This window comes from Gilliamella sp. B3801 (genome assembly GCF_026536645.1).
GTDB lineage: Bacteria > Pseudomonadota > Gammaproteobacteria > Enterobacterales > Orbaceae > Gilliamella > Gilliamella apicola_I.
Map to the genome: position 1 here is coordinate 1 of NZ_JAFNNR010000014.1, position 21,116 is coordinate 21,116.

A 21,116-nucleotide genomic window follows, 5' to 3' on the forward strand; every position below is an offset into this window, starting at 1 on the left:
GAAAGATTTTATCTCATTACCCAAATTTTATCCTGCTGGACGATTAGATACTGACAGTGAAGGGTTACTTTTATTAACAAACGATAGTAATATATTTGATTAAAGTAGGTGTATTTTGAAAGGTGTAAGTTATCCCTATTTTTCAACCAAACACTATTGATGTTACCTTTCTTTATCATCTATCTAAATTCAACTTATTGTTTTAATATAATTTAACAATCATTTAACTCATTAATATTCTAATTTATCTTATAATTTTGTCATTCAAAAAACAGTTTTTATAGAAACAATAGCACTACTGAAAATGGTTAAAACTAATCTGTTTAATAACATATTTCTCGATTAATAGCATTTTTCTATTTATTTATTGCTGTATGTATGAAACAATTTAGCCATATGAAATAGATTTTTTTGAGGTAGTCAGTGATTGATAATGATGGCTACCGTCCAAATGTAGGAATAGTTATTTGTAACCGTTATGGCCAAGTACTTTGGGCTCGTCGTTATGGGCAAAATTCTTGGCAATTTCCTCAGGGCGGAATAAAACAAAACGAAACGCCTGAACAGGCAATGTTTCGAGAATTGAATGAAGAAGTCGGATTATTACCTAAAGATGTAAAAATTTTATCTGTTACCAATGGTTGGCTCAGATATAAATTACCTAAACGTATGATTCGTTGGGAAAATCAACCTGTTTGTATCGGTCAAAAACAAAAATGGTTTTTATTAGAGTTAATTTCTGATAATTCAGTGATTAATCTCAATGTTTCTTCTACTCCTGAATTTGATGATTGGAAATGGGTCAATTATTGGTATCCAATTCGACAAGTGATTTCTTTTAAACGTGATGTATATCGCAGAGCCATGAAAGAATTTTCATTACCCGTATTTGCCATACAAACTGAAGTGGATGTACAAGCAACAAACAGTTCAAACAAAAAAAAATCCAATTATTTTGTTCATAAACGTAAAAATAAACAGCGAACTAAAAGATGAATCAATATTTACAGTTTCCAAATTTCAATCCAATTGCCTTCTCAATTGGACCTATTTCTTTACACTGGTATGGAGCAATGTACCTTTTTGGGGTATTAGGTGCCCTTTTTTTAGCCAAGAGGCGAGCAAAAAAAACAAATAGCCAATGGACTGTTCCACAAGTTGAAAATTTACTGTTTTGGGGATTTTTAGGTCTTTTCGTGGGTGGGCGATTAGGTTATGTGCTTTTTTATAATTTTAATGTTTTTATCAACGATCCCATATCATTATTTAAAGTTTGGGAAGGTGGGATGTCTTTTCATGGCGGATTGATTGGGGCTATTTGTGTTATTGCAATTTTTGCTAAAATAAATCACAAAACATTTATGCAAGTTGCCGATTTTGTCGCACCTTTAGTGCCAATAGGTTTAATGTTTGGGCGATTTGGTAATTTTATCAATGGCGAACTATGGGGGCGTGTGACTCATTCTTCAGTTGGGATGCTGTTCCCTACATCATCACATGCAGATTTCATGTTTGTTCAATCACATCCTGAATGGAAAGAACTGTATACTCAATTGCATGGCATACTTCCAAGACATCCTTCCCAATTATATGAAATGGCTTTTGAAGGTATTGTCTTATTTATTATTTTAAATCTGTTTATTAGAAAGCCAAGGCCAACAGGATCTGTATCTGGATTATTTTTACTATGCTACGGTTTATTTAGGTTTGTTATTGAATTTTATCGACAACCTGATGAACAATTAGGCTTATTTTTCAACATCATTAGTATGGGGCAAATTTTATGTCTACCTATGATACTAGGTGGTGCTTTAATTATGTTATATGCATGTCGATTTAATCAAAAAGCGAGAAATTCATGAAACAATATTTAGACCTGATGAAAACAATCTTAAATGAGGGTACGCCTAAATCAGATCGCACAGGAACGGGTACGTTATCAATTTTTGGTTATCAAATGAGGTTTGATTTGCAAAAAGGGTTTCCACTGGTAACTACAAAAAAATGCCATTTACGTTCAATTATTCATGAATTACTTTGGTTTTTAAAGGGTGATACCAATATCAAGTATTTACAAGATAATAAAGTGACCATTTGGGATGAATGGGCGGATAAGAATGGCAATTTAGGCCCTGTTTATGGAAAACAGTGGCGAGCATGGGGAACAGTTGACGGTAGGCAAGTTGATCAAATATCGCAATTAATTCAACAAATCAAAACAGATCCCGATTCAAGACGTATGATTGTTTCTGCATGGAATGTTGGAGAGTTAGATCAAATGGCATTAGCACCATGTCATGCTTTTTTCCAATTTTATGTTGCAAATGGAAAACTATCATGTCAACTTTATCAGCGTTCATGTGATGTATTTTTAGGCTTACCATTTAATATAGCAAGCTATTCATTATTAGTGCATATGATTGCTCAACAATGTGATCTAGAAGTGGGTGATTTTGTTTGGACGGGTGGCGATACCCATTTATATTCAAATCATATGGAACAAACGCATTTACAACTGAGTCGAGAACCACGAGCTTTACCAAAGCTTAAAATTAGACGTAAGCCACCCACAATTTTTGATTACGAATTTGAAGATTTTGAAATTGTTGATTATGACCCTTATCCCGCTATTAAAGCCCCTGTTGCTGTTTAATCGGAATAAATTACTTCAACTGATTTTTATTTTACAAATTAAGTTGTCTAATATATTGGGATTAATCTGATTAATCCCTAATTTTAATTTTTAATCCTCATGTTAACAATTAGCATTATGAGAAATGAATGTCATTGTTAAGTTAGTAATTTGATTTTTCTGCCACCAAAACCAAGATATAGTATATAATAGTCCACTTTGTTATTGATAATAACTTAATCTTTATATGACTCAAAATCAGGAAATTCGCCCAATATTTACTAAACGTTTATTACACCCGCGTTATTGGTTAACATGGTTTGGGATTGGTCTTTTATATCTTATCGTGTTATTGCCTTATCCAATTATTTATCAATTAGGTAAAGGGTTGGGATTGCTATCAATGAAAATAATTGGCAAACGTAAAGAAACAGCAAGACAAAATCTAATGCTCTGTTTCCCTGAAAAATCACAGCAAGAACGTGATCAGATGTTGCGTGAAAATTTTATATCAACTGGTTTAGCGATTTTTGAAACGGGTATGGCTTGGTTTTGGTCAAATAAACGATTAGCTAAACAATCTTCTATTGTTGGCGATTCGCATATTACTCAAATACAGCAGGCTGGAAAGGGGGTATTACTAATCGGTATCCATTTTCTCACATTAGAATTAGGTGCTCGTATTTTAGGTATGCATCATCCTGGAGTTGGTGTTTATCGTCCAAATGATAATCCTGTTATGGATTACGTGCAGTTAAAAGGTAGGTTAAAGTCTAATAAATATATGTTAGAACGATATAACACCAAAGGAATGATTCGTGCATTAAAAAATGGTGAATTATTATGGTATGCACCAGACCATGATTATGGGCCTAAAAACAGCGTGTTTGCGCCTTTCTTTTCTGTCGAAAAGGCAGCAACTACAATAGGTACGCGTATTTTGGTTAAACTTGGTCAACCTGCAATTATCCCTTTTACCCCCAAACGTGAAAAAAATGGGCATTATACTGTTTATGTTACATCCCAGCTTATTGATTTTCCGATGGACGATGATGTGCAAGCAGCAACGTTTATGAACAAAGCGATTGAGCAAGAAATTTTAAAAGCGCCAGAGCAATATATGTGGTTACATCGAAGATTCAAAACTCGTCCAAAAGGTGAAGCACCATTATATACAGACAGTGTTCAATCCGACTAATACAGCTATTTTTTTGGGATTTTTGAAAAAAGAGTTAAAGATACAATATGCAAAAATTAAATAAGATTATTCTCTATTGCCGTATTGGTTTTGAAAAAGAGTGTGCCGCTGAAATCACAGATAAAGCGGCTCAAAAAGAGATCTTTGGATTTGCTAAAGTTAACGATAATAGTGGCTATGTTGTTTTTGAATGCTATCAAAATGGCGATGCTCAACGCTTAATTCAAGCGTTACCTTTTAGAACACTTATATTTGCACGCCAAATGTTTGTTACAGGCGATCGATTAGTTGATTTGCCAACAGATGATCGTATTACGCCTATTGTTGAAGCGTTAACGGGATGTATTGATAAAGCCGGCGATTTGCGAGTTGAAGTGGCAGATACTAATGAAGGAAAAGCGTTGGCGGGGTTTTGTCGCAAATTTACTGTTCCGCTTCGGCAAGCGTTAAGAAATCATCGGATTTTATTAAAAGTCCAAAATCCAATCCGCCCTGTTATTCATGTGTTATTTCTAAATAATAATAGTTGTTATGTTGGTTATTCACTAAGTGAAAATAATTCACCGTTCTATATGGGGATACCTCGGTTAAAATTTCCAGTTGATGCCCCAAGCCGTTCCACATTAAAACTTGAAGAAGCGTTTCATATCTTTATTCCCTATGAAGAATGGCAAGAAAGGCTAAAAGGTGGATTAAATGCTGTTGATTTAGGCGCTTGTCCGGGAGGATGGACATACCAGCTTGTCAAACGAAGTATGATGGTTTATGCCGTTGATAATGGTCCAATGAATCCGAAATTAATGGAAACAGGGCAAGTTAAACATTTTCGAGAAGATGGCTTTAAATTTATGCCTAAAAAGCATAATATTTATTGGTTAGTTTGTGATATGGTTGAGAAACCGACTAAGGTGACAGAATTAATAACTAAATGGCTTATCAATGGTTGGTGTCGAGAAACAATTTTTAATCTGAAATTACCCATGAAAAAGCGTTATGAAGAAGTAAAACAAAATTTACAATTGCTCAATAACATATTAAATGACAATCAAATTAATGTTCAAATTCAAGCAAAACAGCTTTATCATGATCGAGAAGAAATTACCGTTCATGTACAACGAATTTGGGGATAAAAATAATTAATTCTTTAATTGACTGTAGTTAGTTAAACTAAGCTAATTTTTTAGGTAAAAGAATATACTTTATTAGTCATCAAAATAGTTTATATATTGTTGTCTGTATAGCTTTATATATGTAACGAAAAAGCTTAATATTGATTGATATATGTTCTGATTTAAATCAATGAGTAATGTAATTAGCGGTCAAATCGCGGTAAATAGATAATAAAGCGAAAATAGTTGTGTTCTTCTATATCCCAAGTAAAAATGCGATAAATTAGCACGATCAAATTTACTAAAAAGTCATTATAAATTGAAAATAAATAGATTATTTTTGAAGTTAAATTAAACACATTATCATAACCAAACTAAGTAACAATGAATTAACAACGAATTTAGTGACAACAAATTACACGAGAATAGGTATGAATATAAAACGCTCATTTTACACAATGTTAATATCAGTATTATTAGCATTTTTAGTTGGATGTTCAGGGAGCTTTTCAAAAAACGGTTCTGGCTTTGATGAAAGCAAAGATTCGAGTTATTATCTTTCACAAGTCGAAGCAAGTTCTGGAGAAGCTAAAACAAATTGGCAATTGTTAGCTATTCGGGCATTAATTAAAGAAAACAAGCTTTCACAAGCTAACACACTACTTTCTAAGTTGTCGACAGATCTCAATCCGGAACAAAAAATAGATAAAATTTTATCTCAAGGTGAAATCGCAGTTAGAACAGGAAAACGATTTAAACTTGATACCTTATCTATTGAAGAGCTTAATAATTCACAGTTATATCGATATTACTCCATCAAATTAGCTTTAGACAAAAAAAATATTAATGCTCAAGCACATGACTATATTGAATTAGAAAAATGGTCATCGAAAGATCAGTGTCAACAAGTATTGAGTAGTACATGGAATTTTTTCAGTAAGTTAAGAAGCGATCAAATGGATAAAATTGCTGTAGGTACTAATGAAACCACATTACAAGGCTGGATTGAATTAAGTATCGCTTATCAAACAACTACACTAGTTGGTGCTTCTGACAATGAAAATTTAAAACAGGCTTTTCATGATTGGGCGACACGATATCCTAATCATCCTGGTAATGGTGTTATTTCAATGTTAACGGGAGAACAAACACTTAGTGTTGATAATGAAGGCAAAAAAGTGGCATTGTTATTACCGTTAAGTGGAACTTCACATATTTTTGGTGAAACAATTCGTCAAGGTTATTTTGATGCCATGAAGTTTTATCCACAAGAACCACAACAAAATATTGTGACGTTTGATACAGCAAGTGCCTCATTAGATAAATTAATTCAACAAGCTAAAGATAAAGATGTAGAATTAATTGTAGGACCTTTATTAAAAGGTGATGTTAACTATATCAAGCAATTGGCGCCGGGTATTCCTGTATTAGCATTGAATAAAGTTGAGAATAAATCAGATACCCGCAACAAGATGTGTTATTTTGCATTATCGCCTGAAGATGAAGCAAAAGATGCAGCTAATCATATATTTGCACAAAATAAACTAAAACCATTGTTATTAGTCCCACAAAATGAACTTGGTAAACGCGTAGCACAAAATTTTGCAAAACAGTGGTCTCAACTTTCAGTTAACAGCTCACCAGCTTATGTCCAGTATTTTGGAAATGCGAAAACATTAAGTGATAGTATGAATAAAAATGTTGGTATCGAACTTGTTGGTGAGCCTATTGTTCTTACTGATATGCCATCTGAATCAATGAGTTTAGTTGATAATTTTACTGATTTTGATGCTATTTATATTTATTCCTCATACGATGAATTAACGTTGATCAAACCGATGTTGGATATGGGAGCTGATAAACCGATTGGTCACTCGTCATCTGCGAGTGTTGCGCTGTATTCAAGTTCAAAAAGTCATGTCGCAAATGCATCTAATGACTTCTACTATGATTTAAATCAAACGCAATATGCTGAAATTCCGCTCATTTCTAATCAACTTGATACCTCGATCGAGTTGCCGGACAGTATTAAGAAGGATTATTCCTTAATGCGTGTTTATGCAATGGGAATAGATGCTTGGCGTTTAGCAAATCGTTTTAATCAATTAAGTTCAAATCAAACTAATTTTTTAGATGGAATGACAGGTAAATTATCAACGTCAGAACAATGCGAAATAACGCGCGCATTATCATGGCAACAATATTCTAATAGCTCAACTAAATCAGAACCGATTAGTGAATAGAAAAAAAATTGGCGAGCATTTTGAAAATATTGCTTGTCAGTATCTGCTTGGGAAAGGTTTAACGCTTATAGCTAAAAATAGTCAATTTCGCTTTGGGGAACTTGATTTGGTTATGCGTGACAAACAATGCCTTGTTTTTATAGAAGTGCGCTATCGAAAAAATGCCCATTTTGGTCATGCAGAAATGACAATAACGCCTAATAAACAAAATAAAATTAAACAGGCAGCGCAACTTTGGATGATTGCGCAAAATTTGAATATTGAAGAAACTGAGTTTCGATTTGATGTTTTTGCTATTACTGGTAAAAGCCAACAATGGATTATTAATGCGTTTTAATTTTTAGGTGAAAACGTGCAAGACTTAATTAAAAATTATTTTACAGAAAGTATTCAAACACAAATTGTGATGGCTGAATCCTTAGGTTCGGCAATTGAAAAAGCCGCTAACATCATCGTTGAAGGATTACTCAATGGTAATAAAATTATGAGTTGTGGTAATGGCTCTTCGGCTGCGAATGTCCAAAGTTTTACTTCTCGATTAATTACCAGTATTGATATTGAAAGACCTAGTATCCCCGCTATCGCTTTAGTGTCTGATAATGTTTTATTAAGTGCAATTAAAAATCATGAAGAGATTTATGCACGCCAAATACAAGCATTGGGGCAACAAGGTGATATATTAATCGTGGCAACTTGCCAAGGGAACAGTAAAGCAATTATCCGAGCTGTACAAGAAGCGGTCATTAAAGATATGAAAATTGTTGCTCTAACGGCTTTTGATGGTGGAGAGGTAATAGGTTTATTAGGTCAAAATGATATTGAAATTAGAATTCCGACCTACAAAAAAGTGATGGCTTATGAGATGCATGCTATGATTTTAAACTGTTTATGCCAATTAATTGAAAATACTTTGTTTAATCATACTTAATAATGAAAATAAAAACAGTTTAGTTCTGCAATAATAGCGAATAATATGCTATAATTATAAGCTGTTTTAATGATTTATATTAATAAGAGAACTTGGTGTTATGACCGAACTAGCCAAAGAAATAACTCCCGTTAACATTGAAGATGAACTAAAATCCTCTTACCTTGATTATGCTATGTCTGTAATCGTCGGGCGTGCACTGCCTGATGTTCGTGACGGCTTAAAGCCTGTTCACCGACGTGTTTTATTTGCCATGCATGAAGCGGGGTATGATTGGAATAAACCTTATCGAAAATCAGCTCGTGTAGTTGGGGATGTAATCGGTAAATACCATCCGCATGGTGACTCAGCTGTTTATGACACAATTGTACGTATGGCACAGCCATTTTCACTGCGTTATATGCTGGTTGATGGTCAAGGTAACTTCGGATCGGTTGATGGTGATTCGGCAGCAGCAATGCGTTATACCGAAATTCGTATGCAAAAGTTTGCAGGTGCATTACTGACAGATCTTGATAAAGAAACCGTCGATTTTTCACCAAACTATGACGGATCAGAAATGATTCCTGATGTGTTACCTACACGTATTCCTAACTTATTAATTAATGGATCATCAGGAATTGCAGTAGGTATGGCGACCAATATCCCACCGCATAACCTTACAGAAGTTATTAATGGATGCCTTGCTTATATTGAAGATGAAAATATTTCCATTGAAGGGTTAATGGAACATATTCAGGGGCCAGATTTTCCAACCGCAGCATTAATAAACGGTCGAAAAGGCATAGAAAATGCTTATCGTACTGGTCGTGGAATTATCTATATTCGTTCTAAAGCAACCATTGAAGTTGATGACCACAGTGGTCGTGAAACAATTATTGTTAATGAAATACCCTATCAAGTTAACAAGAAAAAACTCATCGAAAAAATTGCTGAATTAGTTAAAGATAAGAAAGTTGAAGGCATTTCTGCTTTGCGTGATGAATCGGATAAAGATGGCATGCGCATTGTCATAGAAATTAAACGAGATGCGGTGGGTGAAGTTGTACTGAATAATCTTTTCTCATTGACCCAATTACAAGTCTCGTTTGGTATCAATATGGTGGCTTTACATAAAGGTCAACCAAAGCTGTTAAATTTACGTGAAATGATCGAAGCTTTTGTGCTACATCGTCGTGAAGTTGTAACACGCCGTACTATTTACGAATTGCGTAAAGCCCGTGAACGTGCACATGTATTAGAAGGTTTAGCGATTGCACTTGCCAATATTGACCCTGTGATTGAGTTAATTCGAGCAGCTGCAACACCAGCTGAAGCAAAAAGTAAACTTTTATCTCAAGCTTGGCAACTTGGAAATGTTGCGGCAATGCTTGAAAAAGCAGGCGATGATGCTGCTCGTCCAGAAGATTTGGCTCCAGAATTCGGTATCCGTGATGGTCACTATTATCTTTCTGAGGCGCAAGCTCAAGCAATTTTAGATCTTCGTTTGCATCGTTTAACCGGACTTGAACATGAAAAAATTCTTGATGAATATAAAGAGTTATTAGTTCAAATCGGTGAACTATTATATATTCTGGCAAGTCCTGAAAGATTAATGGAGGTGATACGTGAAGAGCTTGAAGCGATACGCGATCAGTTCCAAGATGCAAGACGAACGGAAATTACGGCAAGTAGTGCGGATATCAATATTGAAGATCTGATTGCACAAGAAGATGTTGTTGTTACCCTTTCTCATCAAGGGTATGTGAAATATCAACCGCTTTCAGATTATGAAGCTCAACGTCGTGGTGGTAAAGGTAAATCAGCAACCAAAATCAAAGAAGAAGATTTTGTTGAAAAATTATTAGTTGCTAATACCCATGATACTATTTTGTGCTTCTCAAGCCGTGGTCGCTTATATTGGATGAAAGTTTATCAATTACCTGAGGCAAGTCGAGGATCTCGTGGTCGTCCAATTATTAATTTATTACCACTTGAAGAAAATGAACGTATCACCGCAATTTTACCCGTTCGGGAATTTGACGATGAACATTGCGTATTTATGGCGACTGCTCAAGGAACGGTGAAGAAAACTTCTCTTATTGAATTTAGTCGCCCACGTAGTGGTGGTATTATTGCAATCAACTTACGTGATGATGATGAGTTAATCGGTGTCGATTTAACGAGTAATGAATCATCAGCCATTGATGATGAAGAACTAAATGATGATGTAGTGAATGAAGACATTGAGTCAGATGAAGACGAAATCACTCAAGTTTCTGATACGGAAGACATCATGCTGTTCTCTGCTAATGGTAAAGTTGTTCGCTTCCCTGCTAATAAAGTTCGAGCAATGGGGCGTACCGCTGCAGGTGTGCGTGGCATTAAACTTGAAAGTGATGATAAAGTAGTGTCACTTATCGTCCCTCGAGGCAATGGTGCGATTTTAACCGCAACGCAAAATGGTTATGGTAAGCGTACTCAACAAGAGCTTTATCCAACAAAATCTCGGGCAACAAAAGGGGTGATTTCGATCAAAGTCAGTGAACGAAATGGCGCTGTGGTTGGTGCTGTACAAGTGGATGAAACTGATCAAATCATGCTAATTACTGATGCCGGAACGTTAGTACGCACACGCGTTTCAGAAGTAAGTATTGTCGGTCGAAATACACAAGGTGTAAGGTTGATTCGCACAGCCGATAACGAAAAAGTTGTGGGTCTGCAACGAATCGCTGAAACCGAAGATGATGATGTGGAATCAGTATCATCGCAGCAGAGAGACGAGCTGGATAATTCAGCTCAGGAGTCCGAAGAATAATTTTTAATTATTAAGAAGGATTAGTTATATAGCTAGTCCTTTTTTATTTTAGAAAACCTCAAAAAGGAATAGTATTAGATGTCATTTTTAATGAAAAAAATATTATCAAATCTTGCATGGCAAATCTTAATAGCATTAATTCTAGGCGTGGCTGTAGGTGCTTATCTGTACGAACTTTCTGATTCAAACCATCCTTTGCATTCTGATTACCAATTTTTAATCGTTAATGTCTTTCAACCAGCTGGGGATATTTTTATTCGCTTAATAAAAATGATTGTATTGCCAATTATTCTTAGTACTTTAACGTTAGGTATAGCAGGCATTGGCGGTTCAAAGCGATTAGGTATTTTAGGCTTTAAAACAATTCTCTATTTTGAAATTATCACAACTATTGCTATTTTGTTGGGGCTTCTTTGGGGGAATCTATTTACACCTGGGGCTGGTATTGATTCTTCAACTTTAGCAACTACTGATGTCAGTAATTTTGCTAAAGCAGCTCAAGAACAAAGCGAAAAACCACATGGCTTAATCGTCATGATTTTAGAGATGATTCCTGTTAATATCTTTAAAGCAATGAGTGATGGTGCTGTTTTACCTGTGATCTTCTTCTGCGTATTTTTTGGTTTAGGACTTATGTCTTTACCTGATAAGCAACGAGAACCTTTCGTATTTTTTTTAAAAGTTGTTTCTGATACCATGTTCAAAGTGACCAATATGATTATGCGTTATGCGCCGATAGGTGTCTTTGCACTTATTACTGTCACGGTGGCAAAATATGGTTTTGAATCTTTATTACCATTATTCAAACTTATTGTTACGGTTTATTCGGCAATGATTATATTTACAATTGTCGTTTTAGGACTTGTTTGTAAATTGTGCCGATTCAGTATTTTTAAACTTTTACGAATATTAAAAGAAGAGTTAGTTATTGCCTTTTCAACAGCGAGTTCAGAGACTGCATTACCTAAAATTATTGAAAAGATGGAAGCCTATGGTGCGCCAAAATCCATAACCAGCTTTGTTATTCCAACAGGTTATTCATTTAATCTTGATGGTTCAACATTATATCAAAGTATCACTGTTATCTTTTTAGCTCAGCTTTTCGGTATGGAATTGTCGATTCTCGATCAAATTATTGTTGTTATTACACTAATGGTTGCATCGAAAGGGATTGCTGGTGTACCGGGAGCTTCAATTTTGGTGCTTTCTGCGACATTAGGTAGTGTTGGAATACCGCTTGACGGCATTGGTTATATTATGGGGGTTGAGCGTATATTAGATATGGGGCGCACCGTGGTTAATGTGGTTGGTAATGCCTTAGCGGCTATTGTTATTGCTCGCTGGGAACATGTATTTGATGATAAAAAAGCCCAAGCATATGAACAGCAATATTTAAAATAAAAAATAGTTTTATAACTTTCCAAAAAGCTTCAGGATAAAAACTGGAGCTTTTTTTATAATTGAATTTAAGTGGTAAATGCTTATCTTCATTAATATTCTGTTTATGTGATAGTTTGTAACAATCAATATTTTTTAATTATCCATGTAGATAATAGAAGAATACATATGGACTATTAATAGAAGTTTAATTTGATAATGATAGGTAATCGATAAACATAAAAAAACCCAGCTTTTGCTGGGTTTTTGGTATTTATCTAAAACTATTTGATTTTAGCTTCTTTATAGATAACATGCTGACGAACAACAGGATCGTATTTTTTGATCTCCATTTTTTCAGGCATGGTTCTTTTGTTTTTGCTAGTGGTATAAAAATGACCTGTACCAGCAGAAGAAACTAATCTAATTTTTTCGCGTACACCTTTTGCCATGATAGGGTTTCCTTATTAGTACTTTTCACCACGGGCACGAAGTTCAGCTAAAACTGCATCAATACCCTTTTTATCGATAGTACGCATACCTTTAGCTGATACACGTAATTTTACAAAACGTTTTTCACTCTCAACCCAAAAACGGTGAGTTTGAAGATTTGGTAGAAAACGACGTTTAGTAGCATTCATCGCATGAGAACGATTATTCCCTACTAAAGGTTTTTTTCCTGTTACTTGGCATACTCGTGACATGTCAATAATTCTCCAAAATTTCTATGCTTAAGCCTTGGGCGTAATATGTTAATGGAATTAACCTCGTCAGGCTTTTAGTTTGCTGCAGCTCTATTTGAGAAGCAGTTTCACCTCTCACACTACACCCACAATAATGAGGTAGCGAAGTATACGCTTTTATCGGCAAATTCTCAAGTATTATCTTGTTTAAGAAAAAAATAAGTTTAAATTTAACTGAGTTAAATAAAATACAAATATTGTGTTAATGGAAAATTCTCCTATACTGTCTTTTGTATAACTAAGTAAAGAGAGTTTGATCACATGAATCTTAAACAACTAAAATATTTCCAAGTGCTTGCTAAAACTCAACATTACACATTAACATCAGAATATTTTTCAATCAGTCAGCCAAGCCTTAGTCATTCTATATCAGAACTGGAAAAAGAGGTTGGGATTAAATTATTTCAAAAAAGAGGCCGAAATGTTGAACTAACAAAAGAAGGAAAACAATATCTTACTTATGTAGAACAAGCATTAACGGCATTATCAGAAGGCGAACAGTTTGTTAAAGAGTTAACCAGTGTTTCACATGGTCATATTGGACTTGCTTTTATCTATTCTATTAGTTCCAATTATATTCCAAAAATTATCAAGGCGTTTTTAGCTCAACCTGAGAATAAAGACATTACTTTCTCTTTTTATGAAGGAATGTCACAAAATATCATTGAAGGATTAAGAGACAAAAAATACGAGATAGCTATCTGTTCACGTTTACAAGATGAACCAGATGTTCATTTTCAAAAGTTAACTAAACAAGAATTAGTTTTTATTATCTCTAATGATCATCCTTTATCTAAGCGTAAAAAACTTGATTTAAAAGACTTAATTCACGAACCCCTTATTTTATTTACAGAACGAAGTGGGATGAAAAGTGTGATCGATGACATGTTAAATAAAACGGGCATCAAGCCGAACATAGCTTGTCATGTTGAAACAGAAAGCGCCATGATGGGATTAGTATCGATTAATTATGGTATCGGTATTATGCCGAGAGTACATATACCTGAAGAGTTCAATGTAACATTAGTACCAATGAGCAAAAATTATCAAAAAAGAGATATATTTATTGCGACAATGGAAAATAGACCGTTATTACCGGCAGCGCAGAAGTTTTATCATTTCTTAATTGAACACAGTGATGATGCGATTTTTGGTCGATAAATTTTATCAACTAGCATGAATTTATCATAGGGGATTTGGCATATCAGAATAATGATAAGGTTTGTGATGTGATAAACCTTATCAATGATCAATTTTCATCAAAAAATATAAAAAAGTTTATTATCGATGAATTTTCTAAACAATTTAACATTGCTTTTACTCATCAAATTTAAATTCTATATATTAAACAAATTGTTATAAAACAAATCATTAAGGGTATCTATAATTTTTGAAAAAATGATTTAATTTTATAATAAATATGCTTTAATACAATGAATGACAGAATTTATTTATTCGGTTTAATTTTCTAACTTTCAAGGAGATTACATGAGCCAGTTCACGCCTTATAGTATTTACGGTATTATCGGTTATCCTTTAGGACATAGTTTGAGTCCACTAATTCATACCACATCATTTCAAGATTATGGCATTCCAGCGGTTTTGGTTCCATTTTCAACACCACCAGAAGATATTCCTACTCTTTTTAAATCTGTAAGATTATTAAATATTCGCGGATTGTGTGTCACAATTCCACATAAGCAAGCTATTATTCCTTATTTAGATGAAGTGACTGAACATGTCAAAAAAGCAGGTGCTGCAAATTTGGTTTATTGGGATGGTGATAAGCTTTGTGGTGATAACACAGATATTGTTGGTTTTATGCAACCTCTTCAAGAAAAGCAGCTACCGCCACACTACAAAAAAGTGCTATTACTTGGCGCAGGCGGTGCAGCTCGAGCTGCGGTAGTTGGCTTACATGATCTAGGTTATACCGATATTACTGTAACGGATATTGTAACAGATTTGCCGTCAGAGCTTGCCAAAGAATTTAATTTAAAAACGGTTGCTTGGGAAGACCGTGATAAAGTTGAAGCACAAATTATTATCAATTCTACGCCATTAGGTATGAAAGGTAAATTGGAAGATCAGACACCTTATGAATATTCTTGGTTCAAAGGAAAAGGTATTGCATATGACATTGTGTATACTCCATATCATACTCGTTTTAGACAAGAAGCTGAAAAAGCGGGATGGGAATCAATTTCGGGACGAGAAATGTTTATCGGTCAAGCGAATGCCCAATTCAAAATTTGGACAGGAAAAGATTTATCTGACCGGGCAAAACAAGCTGTTATAGATGCTTTAGCTGAAAAATAAGTATTTAGTAAAAATTCAATACATTGAACCATTTTGCATCATTAAATGTGTTTGATAAACGATTTATACAATTTGCTGAAAAATTCTAATTTTCGATTTTAATTGGTTTTTATTCTATTGTATAAATTTAGTCTGTTATTAGAAGGAGTAATTATGACTAACCTAGAATTGCAAGCTTATCGCCGTTTTCTTATGCTAAAAGTGCCAGAAGCAAGCGAATATATTGGTAAAACTGATGCGAAAACTTGGCACGATTGGGAAAAAGGCATAGAGCCTGTACCGGAATTTGTGGCTAATGCAATGAAAGCGCTAAAAAAACTTCGTACTGATAAAGTAAATATTATCATCAATAGTATTAATGATAGAGTAGGAAGTAATACTATTCGTTATTTCATGACATTTGAAGAATTTAAAAAGGTAAACCCAGATCTTGATGTCATACAGTGGCGCTTACATCAATCAATTGCAACGGAACTCTATTTTCGTGGTTTAGAAAAACTTTGTTAGTAGATTATAGATGATAATATAAATTTATAAAGTGAACAGAATAAAGGGTGTAAATTTTTATTTACAAAAAATTGATAAAAAATTAAATTAAATTTATAAAAATCAATGCCGTTTGTTTTGATAAACAATATGTAAAAAAATTGTTGCAAAAGCTGAAGTGAATCACTAGCATAGTGATATATTTTTCAATCTGTAAATATGAAAGGATCCAATATGAATAAGACAATTTTTTTAGTTGGTGCAAGAGCAGCAGGTAAAACAACTATAGGAAAAATGCTTGCAAATAAGCTGTCATTTTCTTTCGTTGATACAGATTGCCATTTACTGGAAACTACCCAAAAAACCGTTGCAGAAATCGTCGAAAAAGAAGGTTGGGAAGGATTCAGAGCAAGAGAGAGTCAAGTCCTGATTGATACGACCAAATCGTCACGTGTTATCGCAACTGGAGGTGGGATGGTATTAGCTGAACATAATCGTGACTTCATGAAACAAAATGGAACAGTGATCTTTTTATCTGCTCCTGCGGCAACATTAGCCGCACGCTTAATGAAAGATCCTAATGTTGCCCAAAGACCATCCTTAACAGGCTTATCCATCGTTGATGAAATGGAAAAAGTATTAGCAGATAGATTACCTTTATATCATGATGCAGCACATCATGTAATCAATGTTGATCAAGATGAAAGTCAAATTCTTAGTGAAATTCTTCAAATTTTGCAGAATTAATATACTATTTTCTTCCTTTCTTCCAAAGTGCCACATTCAATGTGGCATTTTTTATAAAAAAAAAGAATAAATTATTAAAATACTATAGAATAAATTTATTTTTTGGTTCGTATATTAATCAATACTATATTTTTCTATTTATGAATTTATTAGAATCTATAAATAAATGTGACCAACATTAAAGTTTAGCAATAAAATTATACTTATCTCTTTTAGATTCAGATTGATGATTGTATATTGAAAGCAATTATAGTTTTATATTTTTAATTTTTAGCTATGGAGTACTACCAATGGATAATCGAAAGGTCAATTCTTATGGGATTGTCAGCTCTATTTACGCAAATTACATTATACAAAGTATTGCTTTAATCGTAATCATGCAATTTTCAAATGATCTTTCAAAACAACTCAATACCGATATTGTTGAACTTGGCTATGTTGCGTCTGGTATTGGGATAGGAAAAATATCTTTGATGCTAGCTGGTGGAATCTTGTCAGATATATTTGGTCGTAAACTTTTTATCTATTTAGGTATGGCATGTTATGTAATCTTTTTTGTAGGTATGACGTTTTGCACTGACATTCATATCGCCTTTTGTCTCGCTATTGCTATTGGGGCTGGAAACTCATGTTTAGATACTGGCTCTATGCCTACATTAACTGAGTGTTTTCCTCGATCAGCAGGTTCTGCTAGTGTATTGATTAAAGCGTTCATTTCAATTGGAACATTAATATTACCTTTCATCGTTACCTTTTTTGGTGAATATCATATCTGGTATGGTTGGGCATTTCTTTCTTTTGCTGCATTTTTAATAATCAATGGAATATTGCTTGCACCAACCCAATTTCCTTCTAAAAAGATTGCTATTACGGGGTGTGAAGGAACTGATAATTATTTTAAAGATACCCCAAAATTTGCTATTGAAGGTGTGCTATTAATCATCATGGGGTTTACCACCACAGCAACATTTTTGGTCATTTCACAATGGTTGCCAACCATAGCGGTTCAAGGTGTGAATATGGATGAATTTGAAGCTAACCAGTTGATTAGCTATTATAGCGGAGCATCAATTATTTCTGTGTTTGTTACTGCATTTATAGTCAAATATTTTTTAAAGCCAATAGATTGCATCATTATTCTTCCTGCTCTATCCGCTCTTGTGCTCATTCTTTTCTATTTCAATATATCTTCGGAGATGTGTTTTTTTGTTGCTATTGGAATGGGGTTTACTGCTGCAGGTGGCGTACTTCAATTAACGTTAGTTGTCATGCAACAATTATTTCCAACACGTAAAGGTATTGCCGTTGGTTGTATGTATACTTTTAGCGGATTCTCTTTTACTGTTATTCCATTGATAGTGCCTAAATTAGCGAAAATTGATGTACGTTATGCCATTTTAACCGATTTTGTTATTGCGCTGACTAGTGTGGTATTAGCGCTGATTGTCTATTTCCGTTTTAACAAAGTGATAGATATGAAAAAAATTTAAAACTCAATGTTATTTACATGATGAGTAAAATTTAATTTAGTGTTTTGAAAATTAATTTATACAGGAAATAATAAATGAAAAATAGATATTTAGGCACTTCGATCTGTTTATATATAAACTACTTTGTGCATGGAATGGGGGCAATAATACTTGGTTTGAATATTGATTATTTAGCTGCTCAGTTTAATCCTGAAATTGCTTACTTATTTCATATTGCGCAAGATGCACTTACTCCTGAACAAACTGACTTAATAGGTAAGGCAAAAAAGAGTGTTTATGATGTCATGATGGGCTTAGGCGTGGGGCGCTTGTTAGTCCTATTTGTTATGGGAACGTTATCCGATAAGTATGGGCGAAAACCTTTCATTGCGTTAGGCGGATTATTTTATATTGGTTTTTTAGTTGGTATTTTGGTTAGCCCAAGTTTTGAAATTGCCTTTATGTTTGCAGTGTTAGGCGGTATAGCTAATTCAACACTTGATGCCGGTACTTATCCTGCATTAATGGAAGCTTTTCCAAAATCGCCTGGTTCTGCATCGATATTAACTAAAGCAGCGATTGCCGCAGGTCAATCGGTACTACCTATCATTATGGGTATTATTATGGCGAGTGAAGGATATTACGGTTGGTCATTTATCTTATGTTGTATTATTCTCGCATTAAATGCATTAGTTGTACTGAAAATGCCATTCCCAAATCATAAAATCACACCAGAACAAGAAGAAAAAGATTTACAAACGATTACTGAAGAAGCGCCAACTTTAAAACATAAATCAAATTTTTGGATTGAAGGTATCTGTTTTATTGTGATTGGTTTTACCTCTACCGCAACATTTTATTTGGTTTCTTCATGTTTAAAGGATTTCTCTCAAACTGTCGCTGGTATGGATTCAGCAGGAGCGGTTAAGGCATTCTCTTCGTATGGTCTAGGTACCCTTGCTAGTGTCTTTTTAACTTCAATATTAGTCAAAAGTTTAATTAAACCTGTATATATTGTGGTTGTCTATCCGCTGTTATCTATGTTAATGCTTATCGGATTGTATCTCAATCCAACACCAACAATGTGTATTGTCGGAGGATTTGTGCTTGGTTTCACAGCTGCAGGCGGTGTATTACAACTTGCATTAACGACCATGGCTGAATTTTTTCCATCAGGAAAGGGTAAAGTATTGGGCATTTTCTTCACTTCATCGAGCGTTGCAACGACAGTCATTCCCTTTTTAATTGGCTGGATATCCACAAATTTTGGTTTAAGATATATCATGTTAAGTGATGCAATCATTGCAGGTTTAGGTACATTACTAGCGGTTGTCGTATTAATGCGCTATCGCATGATCTTTAATATTAATAAATAAACGATTTAATAAAAATTTAAGGGATGTTGATATTAATTATGACAAAAAACGATGAATAAATAATACTCGTTTTTTAGTGCATTACTTAAAATTATTCTTAGTTTAAAAAGCATACAATAATGGTATGCTTTTTTTATACGTTGATTTTGTTTGTTGTTACCACTTTTAATAAAATTTTGATAAACAACACACTGTTGAATACAGGTTTTTCTTTTGGTACTTAACTTGTGATTTTATCTTGTCAAAATTTTATCAAATATTGCTTGCTTATTGTTCGCAAATAAATAAAAATACAAAAAATATGAATAAATATTCAATTTGGGTGATTGCGAAAATGAAAGAGCGAACAACCGAGTTAGTTGAAGGATTAAGACATTCTGTACCTTATATCAATGCTCATCATGGAAAAACTTTTGTTATTTTATTAACAGGAGCTGTGCTAAAAAGTAATAACTATTCAAGTATTATTAGTGATATTGGATTGCTGTATAGTCTTGGAATCAAATTGGTTATTGTCAATGGAGCACGCAATCAAATTGATGAATCACTTAAAAATCACAATATTGAGCCGAAATACCACAAAAACACCCGAATTACAGATGCCGTTACTTTGGATATTATTAAGCAAGTAACAGGCATGTTACAACTGAATATTACTGCCAGTTTATCAATGAGTTTGAATAATACCCCATTACAAGGTGCTCATATTAATGTTGTCAGCGGTAATTTTGTTATTGCTCAACCCTTAGGAATAGACGAGGGAATTGATTATTGCCATACAGGTAAAATTCGTCGTATTAATAGTGAGGCAATTGATGAGCAACTTAATCGTGGTTCGATTGTGCTATTAGGGCCGGTTGGTGTATCGGTGACAGGAGAAAGCTTCAATTTAGCTTCAGAAGATGTTGCTGCCGAAGTGGCGATTCGAATCAAAGCTGATAAGTTAATCAGCTTTTGTGCTGAGCAAGGTGTGCTTGATGAGCAAGGTAAAGTTATTACTGATCTTTTTCCAATCGATGCTGACAACTATGTCAATTGTAAACAGCAATTAGGTAAATATCTATCCAGTGAAGCTCGCTTTTTGAAAGCTGCTTCAAAAGCCTGTCGAAGTGGCGTTAGGCGTAGTCATTTAGTTAGCTATCTAATTGATGGTGCTATTTTACAAGAACTATTTTCACGTGATGGTATTGGTACCCAAGTTGCTAAAGAGCATTCTGAACAAATTCGCTTAGCGAGCATTAACGATATTGGTGGTATTTTAGAATTGATTCGTCCGTTAGAAGAACAAGGTATTTTAGTTAAGCGTTCACGAGAGCAGTTGGAAATGGAAATTGATAAATTTACGATTATTGAGCGTGACAATATGACTATCGGTTGTGCAGCGCTTTATCCCTATCAAGAAGAAAAAATGGGTGAAATGGCATGTGTTGCTATTCATCCTGATTATCGCAATTCATCCAGAGGTGATTTGTTGATTAGCACGGTTGCAAGTAGAGCGCAAAATTTAGGACTTAATAAAATCTTTGTGCTAACAACGCGTAGTATTCATTGGTTTAGAGAAAAGGGCTTTAACCCAGCAGAAGTCGATGATTTACCGATTAAAAAAAAGCAACTTTATAACTATCAACGCAACTCCAAAATTTTAATGCTTGATATTATCTGAATTCTTTTCTTAGAATCAGGATGATAGTA

At 34.1% G+C, this 21,116-nt stretch carries 19 protein-coding genes and 1 pseudogene; 18 read left to right on the forward strand and 2 right to left on the reverse strand.

What is annotated here, in order from left to right; genetic code table 11:
• The 11 genes and pseudogenes from J3U14_RS11765 to gltP form a co-directional block, all read left to right on the forward strand.
• A pseudogene (locus J3U14_RS11765) lies at positions 1 to 94 on the forward strand (pseudouridine synthase); the annotation flags it as partial.
• A gap of 329 nt (positions 95 to 423) precedes the next feature.
• Entirely contained in the window at positions 424 to 996 is a 573-nt protein-coding gene (gene rppH / locus J3U14_RS10860; RefSeq protein WP_065558435.1) for an RNA pyrophosphohydrolase, read from the forward strand.
• Positions 993 to 1,862 carry a prolipoprotein diacylglyceryl transferase gene (gene lgt / locus J3U14_RS10865; protein ID WP_267350161.1) on the forward strand — a complete coding sequence of 290 codons (870 nt, stop codon included), beginning with the start codon at positions 993 to 995 and terminating at the stop codon, positions 1,860 to 1,862. Before rppH ends, lgt begins: the two co-directional genes overlap by 4 nt.
• On the forward strand, positions 1,859 to 2,653 hold the full coding sequence (gene thyA / locus J3U14_RS10870; RefSeq protein WP_267350159.1) for a thymidylate synthase: 795 nt from the start codon (positions 1,859 to 1,861) through the stop codon (positions 2,651 to 2,653). The genes lgt and thyA overlap by 4 nt, the downstream gene beginning before the upstream one ends.
• A gap of 226 nt (positions 2,654 to 2,879) precedes the next feature.
• On the forward strand, positions 2,880 to 3,830 hold the full coding sequence (gene lpxL, locus J3U14_RS10875; RefSeq protein WP_267350157.1) for an LpxL/LpxP family Kdo(2)-lipid IV(A) lauroyl/palmitoleoyl acyltransferase: 951 nt from the start codon (positions 2,880 to 2,882) through the stop codon (positions 3,828 to 3,830).
• 47 nt (positions 3,831 to 3,877) lie between these two features.
• On the forward strand, positions 3,878 to 4,960 hold the full coding sequence (gene rlmM, locus J3U14_RS10880; protein ID WP_267350155.1) for a 23S rRNA (cytidine(2498)-2'-O)-methyltransferase RlmM: 1,083 nt from the start codon (positions 3,878 to 3,880) through the stop codon (positions 4,958 to 4,960).
• A gap of 410 nt (positions 4,961 to 5,370) precedes the next feature.
• The gene (locus J3U14_RS10885) at positions 5,371 to 7,182 is read left to right on the forward strand and encodes a penicillin-binding protein activator (RefSeq protein WP_267350153.1); all 1,812 of its coding nucleotides are present in this window, start codon (positions 5,371 to 5,373) and stop codon (positions 7,180 to 7,182) included.
• On the forward strand, positions 7,175 to 7,519 hold the full coding sequence (locus tag J3U14_RS10890; protein WP_267350152.1) for a YraN family protein: 345 nt from the start codon (positions 7,175 to 7,177) through the stop codon (positions 7,517 to 7,519). The genes J3U14_RS10885 and J3U14_RS10890 overlap by 8 nt, the downstream gene beginning before the upstream one ends.
• 15 nt (positions 7,520 to 7,534) lie before the next feature.
• Positions 7,535 to 8,110: an SIS domain-containing protein gene (locus J3U14_RS10895; RefSeq protein WP_267350150.1), complete on the forward strand. Its 576-nt coding sequence runs from the start codon at positions 7,535 to 7,537 to the stop codon at positions 8,108 to 8,110.
• A gap of 100 nt (positions 8,111 to 8,210) precedes the next feature.
• On the forward strand, positions 8,211 to 10,907 hold the full coding sequence (gene gyrA, locus J3U14_RS10900; RefSeq protein WP_267350148.1) for a DNA topoisomerase (ATP-hydrolyzing) subunit A: 2,697 nt from the start codon (positions 8,211 to 8,213) through the stop codon (positions 10,905 to 10,907).
• 90 nt (positions 10,908 to 10,997) lie between these two features.
• A complete protein-coding gene (gene gltP / locus J3U14_RS10905) occupies positions 10,998 to 12,308 on the forward strand; it encodes a glutamate/aspartate:proton symporter GltP (protein ID WP_267350166.1) in 1,311 nt (436 codons plus the stop codon).
• 260 nt (positions 12,309 to 12,568) lie between these two features.
• Here the strand turns inward: gltP and rpmG are convergent, their stop codons facing one another.
• Positions 12,569 to 12,736: a 50S ribosomal protein L33 gene (gene rpmG / locus J3U14_RS10910; protein ID WP_025314526.1), complete on the reverse strand. Its 168-nt coding sequence runs from the start codon at positions 12,734 to 12,736 to the stop codon at positions 12,569 to 12,571.
• Positions 12,737 to 12,751: 15 nt separating this feature from the next.
• A complete protein-coding gene (rpmB, locus tag J3U14_RS10915; RefSeq protein ID WP_220215954.1) occupies positions 12,752 to 12,988 on the reverse strand; it encodes a 50S ribosomal protein L28 in 237 nt (78 codons plus the stop codon).
• Between the two features lie 300 nt (positions 12,989 to 13,288).
• On the opposite strand from rpmB, the gene J3U14_RS10920 reads away from it, so the two are divergent.
• The 7 genes from J3U14_RS10920 (at position 13,289) to argA (ending at position 21,087) form a co-directional block, all read left to right on the forward strand.
• Positions 13,289 to 14,188, forward strand: coding sequence for a LysR family transcriptional regulator (locus tag J3U14_RS10920; RefSeq protein ID WP_220215953.1), 900 nt, complete (start codon positions 13,289 to 13,291; stop codon positions 14,186 to 14,188).
• 327 nt (positions 14,189 to 14,515) lie between these two features.
• The gene (aroE, locus tag J3U14_RS10925; RefSeq protein WP_267350145.1) at positions 14,516 to 15,346 is read left to right on the forward strand and encodes a shikimate dehydrogenase; all 831 of its coding nucleotides are present in this window, start codon (positions 14,516 to 14,518) and stop codon (positions 15,344 to 15,346) included.
• A 153-nt stretch (positions 15,347 to 15,499) separates the two neighbouring features.
• Positions 15,500 to 15,853, forward strand: a complete 354-nt coding sequence (locus J3U14_RS10930; RefSeq protein ID WP_267350143.1) for a DUF1870 family protein — start codon at positions 15,500 to 15,502, stop codon at positions 15,851 to 15,853.
• A 213-nt stretch (positions 15,854 to 16,066) separates the two neighbouring features.
• Entirely contained in the window at positions 16,067 to 16,579 is a 513-nt protein-coding gene (gene aroL, locus J3U14_RS10935) for a shikimate kinase AroL (RefSeq protein ID WP_267350141.1), read from the forward strand.
• A 290-nt stretch (positions 16,580 to 16,869) separates the two neighbouring features.
• A complete protein-coding gene (locus tag J3U14_RS10940; protein ID WP_267350139.1) occupies positions 16,870 to 18,069 on the forward strand; it encodes an MFS transporter in 1,200 nt (399 codons plus the stop codon).
• A 74-nt stretch (positions 18,070 to 18,143) separates the two neighbouring features.
• Positions 18,144 to 19,424, forward strand: a complete 1,281-nt coding sequence (locus J3U14_RS10945; protein WP_267350137.1) for an MFS transporter — start codon at positions 18,144 to 18,146, stop codon at positions 19,422 to 19,424.
• A gap of 334 nt (positions 19,425 to 19,758) precedes the next feature.
• On the forward strand, positions 19,759 to 21,087 hold the full coding sequence (argA, locus tag J3U14_RS10950) for an amino-acid N-acetyltransferase (protein ID WP_416380131.1): 1,329 nt from the start codon (positions 19,759 to 19,761) through the stop codon (positions 21,085 to 21,087).
• The last annotated feature ends 29 nt before the right edge of the window (positions 21,088 to 21,116 follow it).